At 41.8% G+C, this 21,386-nt stretch carries 13 protein-coding genes; 4 read left to right on the top strand and 9 right to left on the bottom strand.

The genetic code is table 11. The features are described from left to right. Positions 1-96: 96 nt before the first annotated feature. From AB5542_RS16450 to AB5542_RS16410, 9 genes are all read right to left on the bottom strand, one after another. Positions 97-1,602: a DUF3868 domain-containing protein gene (locus AB5542_RS16450; protein ID WP_279038974.1), complete on the bottom strand. Its 1,506-nt coding sequence runs from the start codon at positions 1,600-1,602 to the stop codon at positions 97-99. Positions 1,603-1,605: 3 nt separating this feature from the next. Continuing rightward, the gene (locus AB5542_RS16445; RefSeq protein ID WP_279038973.1) at positions 1,606-2,181 is read right to left on the bottom strand and encodes a DUF3575 domain-containing protein; all 576 of its coding nucleotides are present in this window, start codon (positions 2,179-2,181) and stop codon (positions 1,606-1,608) included. Between the two features lie 25 nt (positions 2,182-2,206). After that, the gene (locus AB5542_RS16440; protein WP_340279456.1) at positions 2,207-3,868 is read right to left on the bottom strand and encodes a hypothetical protein; all 1,662 of its coding nucleotides are present in this window, start codon (positions 3,866-3,868) and stop codon (positions 2,207-2,209) included. A 6-nt stretch (positions 3,869-3,874) separates the two neighbouring features. Continuing rightward, on the bottom strand, positions 3,875-6,841 hold the full coding sequence (locus tag AB5542_RS16435; protein WP_279038969.1) for a hypothetical protein: 2,967 nt from the start codon (positions 6,839-6,841) through the stop codon (positions 3,875-3,877). Positions 6,842-7,307: 466 nt separating this feature from the next. After that, positions 7,308-10,844, bottom strand: a complete 3,537-nt coding sequence (gene nifJ, locus AB5542_RS16430) for a pyruvate:ferredoxin (flavodoxin) oxidoreductase (protein WP_279038967.1) — start codon at positions 10,842-10,844, stop codon at positions 7,308-7,310. A gap of 56 nt (positions 10,845-10,900) precedes the next feature. Then, positions 10,901-12,076, bottom strand: coding sequence for an AAA family ATPase (locus AB5542_RS16425; RefSeq protein ID WP_279038965.1), 1,176 nt, complete (start codon positions 12,074-12,076; stop codon positions 10,901-10,903). Between the two features lie 219 nt (positions 12,077-12,295). Continuing rightward, positions 12,296-14,305 carry a transcription termination factor Rho gene (gene rho / locus AB5542_RS16420; protein WP_279038962.1) on the bottom strand — a complete coding sequence of 670 codons (2,010 nt, stop codon included), beginning with the start codon at positions 14,303-14,305 and terminating at the stop codon, positions 12,296-12,298. A gap of 126 nt (positions 14,306-14,431) precedes the next feature. After that, positions 14,432-15,058 (bottom strand): 16S rRNA (guanine(527)-N(7))-methyltransferase RsmG, encoded by a 627-nt coding sequence (gene rsmG / locus AB5542_RS16415; protein WP_279038960.1) that lies wholly within the window; start codon positions 15,056-15,058, stop codon positions 14,432-14,434. A gap of 11 nt (positions 15,059-15,069) precedes the next feature. Further along, positions 15,070-16,062 (bottom strand): lysylphosphatidylglycerol synthase transmembrane domain-containing protein, encoded by a 993-nt coding sequence (locus tag AB5542_RS16410; RefSeq protein WP_288215218.1) that lies wholly within the window; start codon positions 16,060-16,062, stop codon positions 15,070-15,072. 129 nt (positions 16,063-16,191) lie between these two features. Between AB5542_RS16410 and rsmA the strand changes: the two genes are divergently transcribed. The 4 genes from rsmA (at position 16,192) to AB5542_RS16390 (ending at position 21,262) form a co-directional block, all read left to right on the top strand. Then, the gene (gene rsmA, locus AB5542_RS16405) at positions 16,192-16,962 is read left to right on the top strand and encodes a 16S rRNA (adenine(1518)-N(6)/adenine(1519)-N(6))-dimethyltransferase RsmA (protein WP_118305756.1); all 771 of its coding nucleotides are present in this window, start codon (positions 16,192-16,194) and stop codon (positions 16,960-16,962) included. 10 nt (positions 16,963-16,972) lie between these two features. After that, positions 16,973-18,340 (top strand): magnesium transporter, encoded by a 1,368-nt coding sequence (gene mgtE, locus AB5542_RS16400; RefSeq protein ID WP_087421668.1) that lies wholly within the window; start codon positions 16,973-16,975, stop codon positions 18,338-18,340. Between the two features lie 139 nt (positions 18,341-18,479). Beyond that, on the top strand, positions 18,480-19,787 hold the full coding sequence (locus tag AB5542_RS16395) for an acetyl-CoA hydrolase/transferase family protein (RefSeq protein ID WP_279038953.1): 1,308 nt from the start codon (positions 18,480-18,482) through the stop codon (positions 19,785-19,787). Positions 19,788-19,915: 128 nt separating this feature from the next. Continuing rightward, on the top strand, positions 19,916-21,262 hold the full coding sequence (locus AB5542_RS16390; RefSeq protein WP_087421895.1) for a deoxyguanosinetriphosphate triphosphohydrolase: 1,347 nt from the start codon (positions 19,916-19,918) through the stop codon (positions 21,260-21,262). Positions 21,263-21,386: the final 124 nt, after the last annotated feature.

Here is a 21,386-nt window from a genome sequence, read left to right as displayed (position 1 = left end):
GAAAATTGGTTTACTTATTAAAAATCGGTTCGTTTGTTTTTATATTATTAATATTGGTTGTTTTCTCAATTCAATGATTGATAATTTCGTTATTCATTATTTTTTTCTTGACTTTATTTCAAGATCGGTTTGTTCTCTTTTTTCCAGTTCTTCCAGATTCTTCCCGGCAACCTCCAGTCCTGCATCCACCGCTATCTGCAAATACTTCCGGGCAGACTCGTAATCGTCCTTAAGCAAAGCTAACACTCCCGCCGCATTGGCATATTCCGGTAACTCCCGGTGTTTTACCTGATCCAAATATCGTTCTGCCGTTTCAATATCCCGGCGAGAAAGAGCTGCCACCGCCGCATTAAGCTTGGCAATGTCATCCTCAGGGAATAATCTCACGGCTGTCTCGAATACGTTGATAAACTCTTTCGAGCCATTCGGATAAGTATTTGCCACCAAATACATCTCGTTAAGACTCAAATTTTGCGGCCGCACTTTCATAATCTCTTTGGCCTCCTCCACGTTGAAATTCTTAACGTGATACTCCACCTTACAAATAGCGACACGCAATTTGGGATAAACGTTTCTAAGCAAATAACGATAAGGCGCACCTCCCTGCAATCTCATCAAACGTTCTTTCCGTTCCTGCCCATCGTAATCATCAATAATCGATTCTACCGCTACTTTATAAGGCACGTCAAGCTTCGTCAATGCCTTACGCAATCCTTCCCAGTTTTCACCCCCGAAAACGACATGATAAAGGGAAGGTGCAAAAGTGTAGCGTCTTGACAAATAGTTCTTCAATGCCAAAGCCCTTCCTTCCGACAACCGTTTATTACCAGCCAGAGAACCCTCGGGAGAGGCATAACCAATAAGATCCAAGCGATTAATCGTTATATCTTGATCGACACGTAATTCATCAATCATTGCCCGAATCTTCGCCAATTCCACGGGATTATTCATGTATTCCGGTTGAATATAAGTCTGATTCACCTCGAAATCCAGAAAAGCCTCCACCTGTTTCTCCCGGTTCTTAACGGGTTCAGGCACGGGTTGCACGTAAGCCATGTGGGGGATCACCTGATAAGGTTCCGGAATGAAATCCAATCTCACGGAATCGACAGTTTCCACTTCCATCCAAGCAATTTCCCCGCAACCGCACTCATCCTTTTGGACATCCAAGTACGCTTTGGCCATCCAAGGCTCGTAAGGCACGGTATGTCTATACTGAATCGTCCGGCTTTCAGGTTTCACGTTTCTCTCAACCAGATAAGGTATTGCACGATCCGAACGTTCCGAATTACTCATCAAAGCAAGTATTCGCTCGTAAGTTGCATACTCGTTACGTCCTTTAAGTGAAACTTTCGGGAGTTCTAGCGTATCGGAAGACGCCACTAAGCGAGGAATAATATCAACGGCTCCGGCAGACTTCACTTTAACCTGATCCAAGATAATATCCATCTCCACGTAAAGCATTTCACCCGCTTGTAACACCCGCACCGGTTTTACACTTATTGTTCCCACATAAGAGGGTCTTGACTGGGCCATCGAAGTTAATGTTCCCAATAAAAGGACCATCAACACGCAAGCCATATATCGTAACATGATTCTCATACTTTACTTGATTAAATAGATTAATGATATACCAACTTTTGTAGGGCCGAAATAATCACGATTACCGGATTTTAGCCGGGTACCACATACCGCACAAGGATACTTGTCATAAACGATCCGGGCATAGCCTAGCCCGAGAGTAGCCTCTATACCCCAACGTTTTTTTAATATCCAAGCGTGACCGATAGAAATCCCGGCACCATAAAGATGTCCCTCGTAACGGTTCTGTTGCATATTCTTGCTTATGAAAGACCAATGGGGTAAACTACCGACATTAAAATCAGCATAATGGGCATGTAACCCGATAAAAGTACGTCGGAAACGCTCGCAAAACCAGTAACGAACTTCAGGCTGTATTCCCCAGTGCCGTAACCGCATACCATCGCTAAATTTCCAAGGATTCACGTTCACGGGAACATCAAGCGTCCACTTCCGAGCCAAGCCGAGTTCCACCCCAAGATTAAAAGTAGCTGTTGCATCATATAGCAGGTTACTTTTTACCGCAACTTTCTGTGCCTGCATTTCGGAAATGGCACAACAAGCAAGTAAAAAAATAAATATCAATCGTAGTTTCTTCATAGTTTCATTTTATAGTTGATTCACATCAAGAGGCTATTACCGCTTGAGTTATATAAACTTTTATTCTTTGAGTTGAACCTTTACCTACCGCAACATATACAACTCCCACTCTCTTGCCAGATCCATTCCTCTCTACATTCAAGTTGATCTTTCCATCATCCACATATATGTAATCCGGATCATTACGTACCCCTCCTTCCCCGGGAGATAATTTCAGCCAAGTATGACTCGCGTAATCTTCCACGTGGGCGGAAACATAATACCCGTTATCAATAAACTGGTTAATTACTCTCGCCACACCGGATAGCATATCGTTCCTTCTGACCGTTATCACTTTTCTCAGATTACCAAGATATAGTTCGATCTCTCCCGAGGTAAAACCGGTCAGCATCTTTATTTTCACCTCGTAAGGAGAATCTGTTGAAACCGGGATCCTACCATTAGCAGGAGAAACAATCTCCAGCCCATTCGTAAGCGAGGTTATAGTCCTTTTATCCTGGAATTCTGTTTTACAATCCGTTATCATGGTAAAAGCGGTATAGGTGTCACTTGTACCCGCAGAGGCGTAAATCTCGAAATGAGAATTGGTCACCCCTAGATAATACTCGTTATTACTCATGATCTCGTAACCCGCTTGATCCTGTACCAAAATAGTATAATTCAGATTGGTATTAGATGCCAACGAAGCTTTTACATCTGCAATTGTACCGTATCCCATCCCTTTAACAGAAGTAATCGTGAAAATGTATTCCGTGTTACGCTGAAGATTCAACATATCCAGGTGATCATCCACAAGAGCCATTTTGTAAAAGAACGGATCGTTCATATAACGTCCCCGAATAATAAGATAGGTATTATTTGACAATGTATGTGTCTCGTAAACATAAAGGGGATTATTCCCTGTCGTTTGCTCACCCACAACGATCGTTTCTGCATTCGCAATATTTGAACTATACAGATTATCTACTCTATATTCCACTAAATTTCCGGCTCCAATACTTTGTTTCAAGGTTCCGTTTAAATTATATAATCTTGACTCTTTAGCAACATTTGTCACCGTTGTAATTCCCTCCAATACAAAATCCGGGTCTGTGTTCCGTACAATGATTTTCCCGACAACACGTTTCAATTGTACTTGGGGTATTGTCACGCTGGCATCGATCTTAGTCACATCAACCAAATCGCTCATAGGCAATTTTTGTCCGACATAAGGCACCGTCATTTGCGGATCGGTCAATGCTGCCGTAAGCAAGTTCTCACTTGCATAAGTAAGTGTCTTATTTTCCAGACAAGTATTAAAATTCTCCGCGGTAAATGCATATAACGTGTTTCCCACATAGAAACCACTTGACTGATTCGCCAGTATCAATAACCGACAAGCCACGGTTTGTTCCGTCAGGTAAACGTAAGTTTTACCGTTAAGCTCATCAGCCTGAACTGCCTCCACAAATTCAGCATCCCCATTGGTTCCTCGAAAAACAAGTACCCAAGGTCGTTGGTCTACATTAGTTTCATCCGCCCCGGCCCGGGAAACAGGTAGCCCGTAGGCCCCAATCCGGGTGAAAAGCTCAAACCTGATCTTTTCTTCCGTGACCACAGGCCCACCTCTCTCCTCTTCCCGTATTGAACAAGTCGAGAAGGATAACAGCAGCGTGAATAAAACTAATATATATCTATACTTATACATCTCTTATTAATTTGAGCTTATTTCATCTTTTACACAACGGATAGAATGACCGAATTCCGGTAGCGTATGTAAATGGCCAGGATTCCAACTGCCAATTTCAACTGCCCAAACAGACCGGACAATGATTCCATCCCAAGTTGGAGTTTTAGGTGCCGTCGAAGAACTCCAATAATACGCAGCTTCTCCTGCATACTCCAATTGCCCTGCCGTATTCTTTCTCCGCCCGGAAGCCGGGAAAAAGACGGAGGCATTCGTCTCCGGATTATAAACTATTGTTCCTCGATAAGCCACACTAGGACTATTTACGGCAACTCCGACCTGAACAGAACTCGTCGTTGATGACTGAATCTTTTTCGGTCGCCGGTCAAAGTAACCGTCGGCATATAACCCGAACAACAAGAAAATATCTGTATTTGCTTGGTAAGCAGGCGAGGTTCTTTCTCTAACAGCTGTTTTCACCAGAGAAGTTCCAGCCCCAACTTTAACTTGCTCGTTTCCCGGAACAGTTTCCCCCTGCCAAGGATTCTTCCATAGAGATTGTCTCCATTCAGAAAAAGCGATATTACCAGAACTATTTGTCTGACTCACCTGATTACCATCAATATCAACATAAACACCATTCCATTTATAATTCGGATAAGGCCCGTTGTACGAAATTTGATTCGTGTACCCGTCTGTTGGTCTATGATACCCCGGAGGACAGATCTCAAATTCATTTCCATACCCATACTCGTAGTCTGTCGTCGCTCCCGCTCCCGAAGATGCCCATATCGGAATTTTATTTATAGCTTGATCACTCGCCCAGTATCCCGTGGGAGAAGTCCCGTTAAATGGCTGGGCCGGATGATAAGCCCGACGAAAGTAAGCAAGAAAAGTATTATCTGCCTTGTTTACCCCCCATTGATAGAAAGTTCCGGCCTGAGTCGGATAATCAACAAATTCCGCTCCTTTTTTATCCGTTTGCTCATATAATTCGACATAATTCTGATCCTTATTTTTCATTTTCGGATCTATCAAGTTAAATGGAGAAACTTTTCTGGCATAACTCCGCTGCACGCCACTCAAAGGTCCGCTGGCAATTGATGTTCCTTTATTCATAATATAGTCGTCAGCCTCTCCTTGTCGTAAATAAAGTTTATACGAAACCTCCCAATTGGCAGTAGCATAAGTTACTGTAAGCGTGGCATACTTAGGCGTTTTCTCTCCTGTATTTCCTGAATTATTATTCGCCTCCCGCCAAGCTACACGGAAATAAATTCGGCCTTTACCTTTTATTTCGGTTCCATCACTAACCAATTCTTCTCTTTTATATTCATTCGGACGCACAGGGTATAACTCCGGTCTTCCCGGATTATCCGTCCCGGCATAAGGATCAAAACTCGGTGTCGTACTCAAGATAACTTGACCTTTATATGAATTATCAACTTTCACATTCCAAAATCCAAGAGCCCCGTCCGTTCGTTTAGGTAACTGCATCGAAATAATCCGTTCACCTGTTTCATTTTCCCGAAAGAAAGCACCGATATATGTATACCCATCCCACGGATTAGCCGCAAAATGTATTCCATTCTGGCTTGTATTTACAGTGATTTCTCTTTGCAGGCTATTTCCCCCATTCTCATCTTCCGCCGACAACACAAGCCGGAATACAGTAGAACGCCCATTAGGATTCGTTTGAAAAGTCGCCATATCCATGTTATATTCGTCTAACAAAATATCCATGTATCCGGAACCTTTACCACTTACCGCATCGTAAGTGTACGCGAAACGACTTGTTGAAGTCTCTCCTGTTCCAAGCACAAGATCATTAAATACTTTACCCGTTTCCATGGTCTGCGACCCACTCCCGACAATCACGTTCGGTAACACTTTTACCACGGGCATATTGGATGAAAATGTAATCCGGGCTCCATTATAATCAGTAATATTCACGTTTATGTCAGAAACATTCAAATACCGATTCTGAACTTGCCAGTCATGTTGCTCTTCTCCCCAGGGTGTTACTTGGATATTAAGATTCAAAGGAGCCTTAATCGTACCGGTAAGTAAAAGTGCAGAATTATAAGGTAAAGTGTAGTTATCCTTCGAGGCTCCAGCCACTCCCTTGCTCTGTATTTTCAAGTGACAAGAAGGGCTATACCGATTCTCCATATCAACTTTTAATGTAATAGCCTTGCTGTCGTCATCTTCAGGTGAAAAATTACTGAACGGTAATATGAACCGAGTGATTTTCTTTACCCACACGATACCACGAGATTGTTGCTCCAAGCTAGGAAAAACACTCGTGAAATAGCCGGCATCGTCTGTCAATGTAAAGTTCCGGTTCTTACTTCTACCAAGCGAGGCATTACTTGCTGACATCAACGTGATCCCTTCCGGAAGATTATAAAAAGTAATTCCTTTAAAATAATCCGTTAAATCCTCTTCTCCTTCCAATACAATATCTACGCGAGTACCAAGCCGTTCCAATTGCAATTCTATCAGACTCTGTATTTCCCCTCCATCAACTCTCGCTCCACCCCGGTTAGGAAGAACCTCTACATTCTTTAATTCTTGAAACATCGGAACGGGTACATCAGATCTAAAAGCTTGTTCGGGATACGTGATATTTCCAAGATCAGCGTAGTCATTAATCCCATTCAAACCATCCAAAATACTCACTAAGTTCGGTTCATTCGCCAAAAACACGAAATCATATACACCCTCATCAATAGGATGATTGATCACATCGTTCAATTCTGCACTATACAATTTATTGCTTACACATTGTCCCGTGTTTTTCTTGAACGCAAGTATCCTAAGGTTCTTAATCTCATTATCAAGCGGGTCTGTTGAACTTAACAAACTGTTCCCTCGCACCTGTAAATAGGCCGATGCATTCTCTGTATCATCTGCGCTCAAACGCTCTTCGATACAAGACACCAGTAGAACAGATGCCAAAATTATCCCCAATATATGTATTTTCTTAATCATTCCTTCCAACTACAAATAGTCTAATATACACTCATCAAATTGAGATAAACAAAAAGGTTTTATTTTACTTCTAACAACCCCAGCATGATCAAAATACTCTCAATCATCATTTCTACTTGAAATAAGTAACTGTAATTGTCATCTACCAAAAAATACCTAATTATTATCCATTATTCCTTCTCATTTTATACAATACAAAAATACTTTCAGTAAATCAAGAATTAGTACTATTTATAGTGTATTTACAATCTATCGTGCCTCTAATGAAGTAATTAAAATTAACAACTGAACCGTATTTAGGTAATTTCATCGTATACGGGTGCGTTTTGTTTCGTTTTTCAGAATACAGTAAAATGAAGACACGGATAATACAAAAGAGTCGTGTTTATGGCTTATCAGTGGAATCTACAAAAAAAATCGCCCGGAAATAAATCCCGAGCGATCTTTTTCTATTATTAATGGAGTATTACTCGCCGTATTTCATTTCTGCACGACGTTTGTACCCCTCGTAACGCCATTTAGCATCAGACTGCGTCTTGGCAAACAATTGCTCAGCTTCTTCCGGGGCAGCTTTCAACAAGGAGTTGAAACGAACTTCGCCCATCAGATAGTCACGGAATTTGCTATAATCCGGTTCTTTAGAATCCAATTGGAACGGGTTCTTACCCTCTTCTTCCAATGCCGGGTTATAACGGTATAATTGCCAGTATCCGCATTCAACAGCCTTCTTCTCTTCAGCTTGAGATTTACCCATGCTTGCTTTCAGACCGTGGTTGATACACGGAGCGTAAGCGATGATCAATGAAGGTCCATCATAAGCCTCTGCCTCTTTCAAAGCTTTCAAATATTGAGCTTGGTTAGATCCCATAGCAACTTGTGCAACATACACATAACCATAAGACATTGCCATTGCACCCAAATCCTTCTTGCGAACACGTTTACCGCTGGCAGCAAATTTAGCCACGGCACCAACAGGGGTTGATTTAGAAGATTGACCTCCAGTATTGGAATACACCTCGGTATCAACCACTAATACATTCACGTTGTGACCGCTTGCTAATACGTGATCCAAACCGCCGTAACCGATGTCGTATGCCCATCCGTCACCACCGAAGATCCATTGAGATTTCTTCGTGAAGTAAGCCTTCAATTCTAAAATCTCTTTAGCGATAGCTGAATTTTCTTTAGCTAACGCAGCGGACATATTGTCGCTGACAGCTAAAGTCTTCTCTCCATCCTCGAAAGCAGCAAGCCATTCGTTAACAGCAGCCTGAGTTTCGGCAGAGAAACTTGACAAGTTCTCTTCCAACAATCTCTTAGCACGGTCACGCAAACGGTTATTACCCTCTGCCATTCCAAGACCATACTCGGCATTATCCTCGAACAATGAGTTAGCCCAAGCTACACCACGCCCTGATTGATAATTCTTGCAATACGGAGTTGAAGGAGCAGAACCTCCATAGATTGAGGTACATCCGGTAGCATTAGCCACCATCATTCTCTCCCCGAACAATTGAGTGATTAACTTGATATACGGAGTCTCACCACAACCGGCACAAGCTCCGGAGAACTCGAACAAAGGTTGTTGGAACTGAGAATTTTTCACGTTATTCGGCTCAACTACTTTCTTGTAGCCAACCTTCTTATCCATATACTCGAAACGAGCGATTTCAGCTTCTTGAGATTCAAGCGGTTTCATGATCAATGCTTTCTCCTTAGCCGGACAAACATCAGCACAGTTACCACAACCAGTACAATCTAACGGAGATACTTGAATCTTGAATTTCAATCCTGCAAGTTCTTTACCGATAGCCGGTTTGGTTTCTGTTCCGGCAGGAGCAGCAGCCAATTCAGCGTCAGAAATCAGGAACGGACGAATAGCAGCGTGAGGACAAACGTAAGCACATTGGTTACATTGGATACAGTTGTTCACTTGCCATTCCGGTACGTCAATAGCGATACCACGTTTTTCGAACTTAGAAGTTCCAGCAGGGAAAGTTCCGTCTTCACGTCCTGCAAATGCACTAACAGGAAGATCATCCCCTTTCTGTGCGTTCATCACGTCAACCACGTTACGGATAAATTCCGGACGGTTTTCGTCACAAACACATGCTTCGTCTTTCAAGTTTGCCCATTCAGCAGGAACAGTAACTTTCACTACGTTTTCAGCCAAACCACCTGCATCAACAGCAGCATAGTTCATCTTCACGATAGCCTCACCCTTCTTTCCGTATGACTTGTCGATAGCTTTCTTCATCTCGCTAACAGCCAAATCGTAAGGAATCACGTTCGTGATTTTAAAGAATGCAGACTGCATGATCGTGTTCGTACGGTTACCCAAACCTAATTGCTGACCGATCTTCGTTCCGTTGATAATATAGAAATTAATTTCGTTTTCAGCCAAATAACGCTTCATTGCATTCGGAAGATGCTCTCCAACCTCTTTTTCATCCCAAAGAGAGTTTAACAAGAAAGAACCACCTTTCTTCAAACCTTTCAATACATCATACATATGAATGTATGCAGGCACGTGACAAGCCACGAAGTCAGGAGTAGTCACCAAATAGGTTGAACGGATAGGATCATCCCCGAAACGAAGGTGAGAAGCCGTGAAACCGCCTGATTTCTTAGAGTCATAAGCGAAGTAAGCTTGACAATATTTATTAGTAGCTCCACCGATAATTTTGATAGAGTTTTTATTAGCACCTACAGTACCATCAGAACCTAATCCATAGAACTTAGCCTCATACATGTGGTCTGAGTTCACTTTTACTTCCGGTTCAATAGGAAGAGAACGGAAGGTTACATCATCCACAATACCAAGAGTGAATTGATTCTTCGGCTCGTTCATAGCCAAGTTCTTGTAAACAGCAATGATTTGTCCCGGAGTTACATCCTTAGAACCTAATCCATAACGTCCGCCAACGATCATCGGGGCATTCTTCTGGCCATAGAACACGTCTTTCACGTCAAGATACAACGGATCTCCGTTTGCACCCGGCTCTTTCGTACGGTCAAGCACTGCAATACGTTTTACAGTAGCAGGAACAGCCTCCATAAAATATTTAGCAGAGAACGGACGATACAAATGAACAGCCATCATACCTACTTTCTCGCCATTAGCAAGTTTGTAATCGATCACCTCACGGATAGTCTCGGTTACAGACCCCATAGCGATAATGATATTCTCGGCATCCTTAGCTCCGTAATAAACGAAGGGACGATAGGTACGACCCGTAATCTTAGACATTTCATCCATGTAATTAGCCACGATGTCAGGTACGGCATCATAGAATTTGTTAGCAGCCTCTCTACCCTGGAAATATACGTCCGGATTTTGAGCGGTTCCCTTTGTTACAGGGTTCTCAGAATTCTGAGCCCGGTCACGGAACTCCTGCAAAGCCTTCATGTCAACTAAGCCACGAATATCTTCCATATCCAACTCTTCGATCTTCTGGATCTCGTGAGAAGTACGGAAACCATCAAAGAAATTAACGAAAGGAACTCTTGACTTGATTGCAGTCAGGTGTGATACAGCAGAAAGATCCATTACTTCTTGCACAGAACCGGAAGCCAACATAGCAAAACCAGTTTGACGGGCAGCGTAAACGTCTGCATGATCACCGAAAATAGAAAGTGCATGAGCAGCCAAAGCACGAGCACTCACGTGGAAAACACAAGGAAGTAACTCACCTGCAATCTTGTACATATTAGGAATCATTAATAATAATCCCTGAGAGGCCGTATAAGTCGTGGTTAACGCACCAGCTTGCAAAGAACCGTGAACAGCTCCGGCAGCACCTGCCTCTGATTGCATTTCCATCACTCTTACAGTCTCCCCGAACAGGTTCTTTCTACCTTTAGCAGCCCATTCGTCTACATACTCTGCCATCGGAGACGACGGAGTAATAGGATAGATACACGATACCTCGCTGAACATATAAGCGACATGAGCAGCGGCCGCGTTACCATCACATGTGATAAATTTCTTTTCTTTTGCCATTTTTTTAAACATTAACTAACAATAGTTGATCACTCTATTTAAGATTTTTACTTCTCTCAATACACAAAACCGGCAAGCCACAAGGGTATAACATTCTTTTTACCTCGTTCGATCATATCGGTCATCAGAATTACTGAATCCCGGACTCGCCCTTTATCTCCTTGTTGCCGTACAGAAATCTCGTATTTCTGGTTCACGAATAAATCTTCATTTCCCGAAAAATTCAATCTTGCCACGGCACATAATTGACTAATTAAAAATGTTTTCCGAATCATCAATGAATCCGTCTGATCCAAACAAACCGCATTCAGCAAATTGGGATTATGCAAAAATACTTGATTCGGTTTTAGCCCGTTCTCATCATCACTTTCCCGATCAAACAACAAAGTCAACAACCGAGCATTCTTCATGTAATGCAGGTAATTTAACACCGTTGCACGAGAAACACCGATCTGCGCACTCAGCTTACTGATATTAATATTACTATTACCATTTGCCACGATAAAAAGTAATTGTTTCAATTTTGTCAAGTACTTCAGCTCGATTTGATTATTGTACGGAATATCAAACTCCAATGTTAAGTTGATGTTTTTCAGCAAATAATCAATATGTGATTTCTCCTCCAAATATATAGGATAATAACCATATTTCAAATAGTTATTAAAAAAAGCTAACGGACGCACCTTTTCAAGAATATCGTTCACGATTTCCTCGTGATGTTCCACTATTTCCTCGAAAGAATAAACGGGAAACTTATATCCCGTTTCTAACTCCAAAAACTCCCGAAACGACAAACCGCTCAGGTTGTACATTTCCACGATTCCATGCAAATATTTGTTGGATTTGACCCGTAAAATAGAAGATGCGGTGAAAACGATCTGCAAATCAGGGAAACGATCGTAAGCCTCCCGCAATTCCCGGTCCCAGTTTGGATACTTATGGATCTGATCCAATAACAATACTTTCCCTCCCAGCTTGTAGAAACGTTCCACGAAATTAAACAATCCTTCCATCGCAAAGAACAAGTTATTGATGTTCACGTAAAGACAAGAAGGATCGTCCTTGTAATGATCCTTGCAAAAGTCTAGTAGGAAATTGGTCTTCCCCACACCACGACTTCCCTTTATCGCAATCAACCGGGCACGAGAATCTATCGTATCCAATAAACCACGACGGATAGCAGACGTCCTTTCTTTCATCAGGATCTTATGCGTGTTACGTAAACTCTCCATTTTTTATTCTTTGCAATGCAAAGGTAATAAAAAAAGCATTGTTTTGTAATCTACATGTTGCAAAACATACATTTCATACACCCCAAATGAACGTTCATTCACACATAACCCGCTACAGCATTGCGATATAAGCACGTACTTAAAATGATTCTATATTTGAGGCATCAAAAAAGCGAGTCCATTATGAACCCGCTTTTCCATATTATAAAACTTATAAAACTATTTATCATTCATCGAGATCAAGAATTCCTCGTTAGATTTCGTCTTTTCCAAACGATCCTTCACGAATTGCATTGCCTCAACAGAATTCATATCCGTCAAATAGTTACGCAAAATCCAGATACGGTTCAACGTGTAGTCCTCTAACAACAAGTCATCACGACGCGTACTTGATGCCGTAATATCCACAGCCGGGTAAATACGACGGTTGGACAACTTGCGATCCAACTGCAACTCCATATTTCCAGTACCCTTGAATTCCTCGAAAATCACGTCGTCCATTTTTGAACCGGTCTCAGTCAACGCAGTTGCCAGAATCGTCAACGAACCACCATTTTCGATATTACGGGCTGCACCAAAGAACCGTTTCGGTTTGTGTAATGCATTTGCATCCACACCACCGGAAAGCACCTTTCCGGATGCAGGAGATACCGTGTTATAAGCACGAGCCAGACGAGTAATTGAATCCAACAGGATCACCACGTCATGCCCACATTCTACCATACGCTTAGCTTTTTCCAACACGATATTGGCCACCTTCACGTGACGCTCTGCCGGCTCGTCGAAAGTAGAGGCAATCACCTCCGCATTCACGCTACGAGCCATATCGGTTACCTCTTCCGGACGCTCGTCAATCAACAGGATAATCAAATACACTTCAGGATGATTGGCTGAAATTGCGTTAGCAATTTCTTTTAGCAACATCGTCTTACCCGTTTTCGGCTGAGCCACGATCAAACCGCGCTGTCCTTTACCGATCGGGGCAAACATATCCACCACACGAGTAGAAATCGTAGCCCGCCCACTTCCGGTAAGATTGAATTTTTCATTCGGGAAAAGCGGGGTCAAGTGATCAAACGGGATTCGGTCACGCACCGCTTCCGGAGACTTCCCGTTAATTTTCGATACTTTAATCAACGGGAAATACTTCTCTCCTTCTTTCGGGGGACGCACGGTTCCTTCCACCGTGTCACCCGTTGACAAACCAAATAACTTGATCTGACTTTGAGACACGTAAATATCATCCGGAGAATTCAAGTAATTATAATCAGAAGATCTAAGGAATCCATACCCGTCAGGCATGATTTCCAACACACCCGAGTTTAAAATAATTCCTTCGAACTCGTAATATTTATCGCGTTTGTCAAAACGCATCTTGTTTTGAGTTTCTCTTTTTTCTTCAAACTCAGCAGGAACGCTTTCATAATTTTCATTTTCAACCTCTTCCTTAACGCCAGATTCATTTTCGACATCTTCAAAATCATTCTCTTCCACATCTTGACGAATGGTTTCTTCATCTCTCTCAACACGTCTATTCCGTTTTACAAACTTCGGACGGCTGGGTCTTTCTGCCACCTGTTCCTCTTTAACAACCTCTTCAACCGCCTTCTCCTCTTTCACCTCTTCTTCACCTTCTTCACTTTTCACCTCTTCTCGATTGGTTTGTTTCCGGTTACGCTTATCAAAAAACTTACGGTCTTGCTTTTGTCCGGCTTGCTCACGTTTAGGAGCCTCTGAAGTTTCATTCTTTACTTCCGTTTCCTGTGGTTCTGCAACAACCTCTCCTTTTTTCTCTACAACAATACCATTTTCCGTTCGACTGAAAACCAGATCCTTATCCAAAATATCACTATGCACGACATTGATCGGCTGCACTTCCTCTACGGGTAAAACTGCATCTTTCTTTTCGGGAGCCTCTTTGACTGTTTCATTTTGGGTTTTCTCCTGTTTCGCATCGGCCTTCTTATCTTTATTCCGATTAAATTTGGCTAATCCACCCTTGGAATCTCCCACTTTTTCAGCACCTCCCCTTATCACTCTCACGCGAGGTTTCTTCTCCTTCGGTTCAACGGGAGCTGTTTCCTCGGTAGCAATCATGGCTTGCTGATCTAAAATTTTGTATATTAATTCTTTCTTTTTAAAGGATTCAATCCTTTTAACATTCAGTTCTTTTGCAATTTGACGCAAATCTGAAAGTAACTTTTCATTCAGTTCTAAAATATCGTACATATAGTCACGTTATATTTGGATAATTCTCATTACGTAAGTAAAATCACCCGGCATGAACCAGGTGGAAATGTAAACTGCGACAAATTTAAGAAGAATTCTTCTTATTCCCAAATCGTTAATAGAAAATTATTTGAGGAATTTCATATAAATTAATTTCTTCGTTTCGAAAAACTCTTCCTCAAAAAAATCAGGAATATTATAAACAGAAATTTTATCCTTGAAATCCCGAATCTCATCTTCAAAATCCCCTCCCTTCAGATACAAAATCCCATTGGACAAATCGTTGAAACTATTCTCTCGAATACGCTTTCTGGTCAAGGCTACAAAAGCCGGAAAAGCCGTCACGGCACGACTCACGATGAAATCAAATTTTTCTTTCATCGTCTCTACTCTCAATTGCCTTGCTATCACATTTTTTAAGCCTAAAGCTCCTGCAACACCCTCTACCACTTTAATTTTCTTCCCGATAGAATCTACCAGGAAAAAATCTACCTCAGGAAACATAATAGCCAACGGAATTCCGGGAAAACCTCCTCCCGTTCCGACATCCAACACTTTTGTCCCCGCTTTGAAAGAAATCACCTTTGCTATCGCCAAAGAATGTAAAACATGATGCACGTTCAAAGCATCTATATCTTTCCTCGAAATCACATTGATCTTTTCATTCCATTCCCGGTAAAGCCCCTCCAATTGTTGGAACTGTTTCAATTGGCTCTCACTTAACCCGGTAAAATATTTTTCAACAATATCCATAAACATGAAATTTACTTCCGATTATATATTGGCAAGAATAACAAACACAACACGCCTACCACGATATACAACAATGTCATCGTGCCGTGAGTCAACAAAGCAAATGTCTTAGACAGGCTGGCAATTTCTTCCGTATGCGGTAAATAAATCATCAAGGCTGCAATCACCATGAAATGCCACGCACCCACGCCACCTTGTACCGGAGCCACCATCCCGTAACTGGAAAGGACAAACACGGTCAAACCAACCATCGGTCCCAAGTGAGAGGTGAACCGGAAACAGAAGAAACAAACGTATAGCATCAGAAAATACATCAGCCAGATAAAAATCGTATGACCGATAAATAACCACTTATGCTTCACGTCCTTCACGGTCAATAAACCTTCTTTCATTCCCGATAAAAAATGATGTAACCGGGTGAAGAAAGTACCTTTCCGTACAAACCAGAAGAAACCTGCCACCCCCACGATCAATACTCCCAACACCACGTAAGTCCATGGGGAATGAAACATCGTGTATAACTTTTGTTTAATCTCTTCATTATTATCCAGGAATATCCCGACCTGTTTAAATTGCGAAACAACAACAACCAAAGTAAGCAACAGCAACATAATCATGTCAAATACCCGCTCGGTAACAACCGTTCCCAATAACTTCGAGAATGGCACGTTCTCATATTCACTCACCACTCCACAACGGGTAAACTCACCCATCCGGGGAATCGCCATATTAGCAAAATAACCAATCATCACCCCCATAAAACTATTCATGAAAGAAATCCGGTATCCCATAGATTTCGTCAACATCTGCCAACGCAGAGAACGACTCACGTGGCTAAGTAAACCGAAAACAATCGCTACCCATATCCACGTATAGTCGACATCATCACGCAAAACCTTCATCAAGTCATCGAAATTTTGATCTCGATACACCAGCCAGAACAAAAAAACTGTTACCAGCAAAAAGGCAAAAAACTTTATAACCTGTTTATAAAATGGCTTCATCCACAAAATTCGTCAAGATTGAGACTCTAATAATTTTCACAAATCAAAATAAAAGCATTATTTTGTAAGTCGTTTGCAAAAGTAAATAAATAATTGGAAGTTTAACCCATAACACCCTGAATTCATACTATGAGTATCGTTCGAGCAAAAAAACATCTGGGACAACATTTTTTGAAAGACCAAAACATCGCTTGTAAAATCACGGCGAGTTTACTACCTGTCACCAAAGGGGTACTGGAAATCGGGCCGGGTATGGGAGTACTGACACGTCATTTATTAAAAGATACGAAATTTTCCGTGCTTGCCATTGACATCGACCAGGAGTCCATTGACTACCTGCACGAAGAGCTACCTGCCCATAAAGAGCAGATTATTTACGGGGATTTTCTAAAATCGGATATTCGAAATTTCTACACAGAACCGTTTTCGATTATCGGGAATCTTCCTTATAACATCTCTTCGCAAATCTTTTTCCGTATCCTAGAAAACCGGGATCTAATCCCCCAAGTCGTCTGTATGATACAAAAAGAGGTGGCCGAACGCATCAGTGCCTCTCACGGGAACAAAACATACGGGATTTTAAGCGTATTCCTACAAACATTTTACGACATCGAGTATCTTTTCACCGTGGGAGAACAGGTTTTCGATCCACCACCAAAAGTAAAATCCGCCGTAATCCGACTCACCCGGAATAAAAGGGAAAAACTCGATTGTGACGAAAAACTTTTTTTCAATATCGTAAAATCAGGTTTCAATCAACGACGAAAAACCTTACGTAATTCTTTAAAATCAATTATTTCTCCGGATTTTGCCTCAGAAACGTTATCTTTGCGCCCGGAACAATTAAGTGTAGAGGATTTCATTACACTATGTAAAGAGATTCAGCAGGCAAACAAGTAATTGATGAACTATGCAACAGTTTGAACTCTCGGAAGAATTAGTTTCCCAGATAGAGGGACTGATAAAAGCGGATAATAAAGAAGATGTCGCCAAGTTGGTAGAACCTCTTCATCCGGCGGATATTGCCGAAATCATGAATGAATTGGACACCAAAGAAGCCCAATTCCTGTTTCTGTTGCTAGATGAAGAGAAAGCCGGAGACGTTCTGGCAGAAATCGAAGAAGACGAAAGACAACGATTTATCGATTCTTTCCCCCCGGAAGTTATAGCCAAACGTTTCGTGGACAACATGGACACGGACGATGCCGCCGACCTCGTGGGTAGTATGCCCAACGAACAGCAGCAAGAAGTTCTTTCACACATGGAAGACCTCGAACAAGCGGGAGACATCGTCGATCTATTGCATTACGACGAAGATTCTGCCGGTGGACTTATGGGTAAAGAGCTAGTGAAAGTCAACGAGAATTGGACCGTCCTCACCTGTCTACGCGAACTTAGTCGACAAGCAGAGAACCTAGATGAAATATTCTACATCTACGTCGTTGATGACGACAACATCTTGAAAGGAAGACTTTCATTGAAAAAGATGATTCTTTCCCCGACATCTACCAAAATCCAAAGTATATATAACCCGGACGTAACCTACGTGACCACCGATGAACCAGCCGAATCCGTGGGACGTATCATGCAGAAGTACGATTTAGTCGCCATTCCCGTGGTTGATTCTATCGGACGTCTTGTCGGACGAATCACGATCGACGACGTGGTTGACGTGATCCGGGAAGAAGCAGAAAAAGACTACCAGATGATGTCCGGTATCTCGCAAGACGTGGAATCTTCCGACACGATCTGGGACCAAACGAAAGCTCGTCTCCCGTGGCTGATCATCGGTTTATTCGGAGGAATGCTTGCGGCCTACATGATTTCTTTCTACGAGGCAGACATTGCCTTATTCCCAGCAACAGCCATGTTCATTCCTGTTATCACCGCTATGGGGGGAAACGTGGGTATCCAGTCTTCCGCCATCGTGGTAAAAGGACTTGCCTCCAACACACTGACATCAAAAAACATATTACAGAGTATCTCAAAAGAAATTTCATGTGCGGTCATAAATGCCTGCATCTGTTCTTCCATCATTTTTATCCTATCCCTTTGTTTCAACCTAACATCACTTGCCATGCCCATCACGGTAACTATATCCTTGTTTATCGTGATCATGTTCGCATCCATGTTCGGTACAGCATTCCCGTTATTACTCAATAAACTAAAGATAGATCCGGCTCTAGCTACCGGACCGTTTATCACCCTAACGAACGACATCATCGGTTTGAACATTTATCTTTTCACGGGAAAGGCCATTCTAGGCTGGCTACTGTAAGTAAAAACCGTGTCACAAATTGGACACTAATAATTACGGAAAAAATTGTTTAATTAAAAGAGTGTTGTTAACTTGCACCCCTCTTTCAAGAGGTTAGCTAATAATTAAATCATAAGAAATCAAAACAAAATAACTTGCTATGTATCAAGGAATCAAAACAGTGTCATTTGAAGAGGCTGTAAAAGTTGTAAAATCCGGAGACCGGATTCACATTCACAGTGTGGCTTGTGCCCCCCAAGGTCTAATTCAAGCTCTTTGCAACAGAGGACGTGCAGGAGAATTGAGAGACGTCAAGTTGCAACACTTGCACACGGAAGGTAGTGCCCCGTATGCAGAAGCAGAATTCGAAGGAATCTTCTTCCTAGAATCCTATTTCGTGGGCAGTAACGTGCGTAAACCGACTCAAGAAGGATATGCAGATTATGTACCCGTTCATTTGAGTGAAACCCAGAAACTGATCAGAAGCGGTATTCACCCGGTTGATGTTGCTATGATCCAAGTTTGTCCCCCGGACAAACATGGTTTTGTATCCATGGGAACCTCTGTTGATGCCACGTTAGCTGCCGTACAGAATGCAAAAACAGTTATTGGCGTTATCAACCCGAACGTACCGAGAGCATGGGGAGATGCAATTATCAGATTATCTGACATTGACATTTTCTGCGAAGACAATACCCCACTTATCGAAGCTCATCCGGCAACGTTAACAGAACAGGATATTGCTATCGGTAAAAATGTAGCTTCCTTAATTGAGGATGGAGCTACCCTGCAAATGGGAATCGGAGCAATCCCCAATGCGGTACTTTCCCAATTAGGAAACCACAAAAACTTAGGTATTCACACGGAAATGTTTGCTGACGGAGTATTACCCTTGTATGAAAAAGGTGTTGTCAACAACATGAATAAGAAATTCGACAAAGGTAAGATCGTATCAACCTTCTTGATGGGATCAAAAAGAGTATATGACTTCATCGATGATAACCCGGGAGTAGCCATGATGGATGTAGGTTACACGAATGATCCGTTCATCATCGCACAACAACCGAAAATGACGGCTATCAACTCGGCTCTTTCTGTTGACATCACGGGGCAAGTCAACGCAGACTCTTTGGGTATTAAATTTTATAGTGGTAGTGGTGGTCAATTAGACTTCATCCGCGGAGCAGCAGCCAGCGAAGGTGGAAAACCGATTATTGCCTTACCGGCAGTAACAAACAAAGGCGTGAGTAAAATTTGCCCGACCTTGTTAAACGGAGCCGGAGTTGTTACCACTCGTTTCGATGTACACTACATTGTTACGGAATTCGGTATCGCAGACCTTTATGGTAAAACCCTTCAGGAAAGAGCAAAGACTTTAATCAATATTGCTCATCCCGATCACCGAGAAACGCTTGATAAAGCAGCATTCGAAAGATTTGGTAGTCACTACCACTTCATTTCAAAATAAAGATCGAAAGAGGAAGCAGTTTGCTTCCTCTTCTTTTTATTACTACATTTGTATAACCGTTACAGGTCTCCAATTGACATACTTTACTTAAACCTGTAACCTATAAATTTGTAATCTGAACTACCATGATGGACTGGAATAAATTATTATCATCGAGACGTTATCAACCGGGAAGTACTATCACCATGTTTCGCTCTCATGACCGATCACAATTTCAAAGAGACTACGATCGTTTAATCTTTTCCTCTCCGTTTCGACGATTACAAAATAAAACTCAGGTATTCCCGTTACCGGGCAATATCTTTGTACATAACCGTCTAACTCATAGCCTAGAAGTAGCTAGCGTGGGACGTTCGCTAGGAAACAAGATTGCACAATTTGTTAAAACCAAAGAGGCATTGGAACACCCGGAAATCCTCGAAGAAATCGGTACCATTGTTAGTACGGCCTGTTTAGCTCACGATTTGGGGAATCCTCCTTTCGGACATTCCGGAGAAGAGGCTATTTCTTATTTTTTCACGGAAGGAGAAGGACAATACTTGAAAAAACTCCTGACGGACGAGGAATGGGCTGACATCAGTCATTTCGAAGGTAACGCAAATGCTTTCCGGTTATTAACCCATAGCTTTAACGGACGCAGGCCAGGGGGTTACACAATGACCTTTACCACACTTGCATCCATTGTTAAATACCCATTTGAATCTAAAGCCTCCCTCAAAGGACATAAATACGGATTTTTCCAAAGTGAAAAAGAAATATACAAGGAAGTAGCCGAAGAACTTGGTATTATCCAACTCAACTCAAAACCTTTGCAATACGTCCGCCATCCACTCGTTTATCTAGTTGAAGCTGCCGACGATATTTGCTATCAGATCATGGATATTGAAGACTCTCATAAGCTGAAAATTCTATCCTATGATGAAACTACCCGGATACTTCTTAATTTCTACGACAAAGATACAGACAAGGAAGATTTAAAGACGATCTCCAGAACCTTCAAAATTGTCACGGACAAAAACGAATGTATCGCATTTCTACGTGCAGGTATTATTAATAAATTAATCAATGCCTGTGCAGACATTTTTTGCCAAAACTACGAGGCAATCATGAACGGAACCTTTCAAGGCAGCTTGATACATCACTTAACAGGCACCAATAAACAAGCCTATGAAACCTGTACCGAATTAGCCTATTCCCGGATTTATCACACGAATATCGTTACACAAATACAGATTGCAGGTTTCAAAATCCTTGCCACCATATTAAAAGAATATATTGATGCTGTTCTGAAACCAGAAACCTATTATGCCCGGAATATTCTATCCGTCATGCCAGAACAATACAAAGTTCATCAAGATGATTCCATTTACACGAAAATACAAACGGTAACGGATTACGTCTCAGGAATGACGGATTCTTACGCTTTAAATTTATACCGCAAAATAAAAGGTATCGAGTTACCAGAAATCAGATAAATTGATAGTGTTTCAAAAAGTGTGTATTTTCCTTCTTTTCTCATGCATGCAAAATTATAAATAGTTCAATAAAATAATCTTGATTCTAAAAAATTATAAATAGGATATTTATAAATATCTGCAT

Source organism: Butyricimonas sp. RTP31003st1_G1_RTP31003_210430 (genome assembly GCF_040920905.1).
Lineage (GTDB): Bacteria > Bacteroidota > Bacteroidia > Bacteroidales > Marinifilaceae > Butyricimonas > Butyricimonas paravirosa.
The sequence above is the reverse complement of the archived record's forward strand: the minus strand, read 5'-3'. Positions and strand labels throughout refer to the sequence as shown.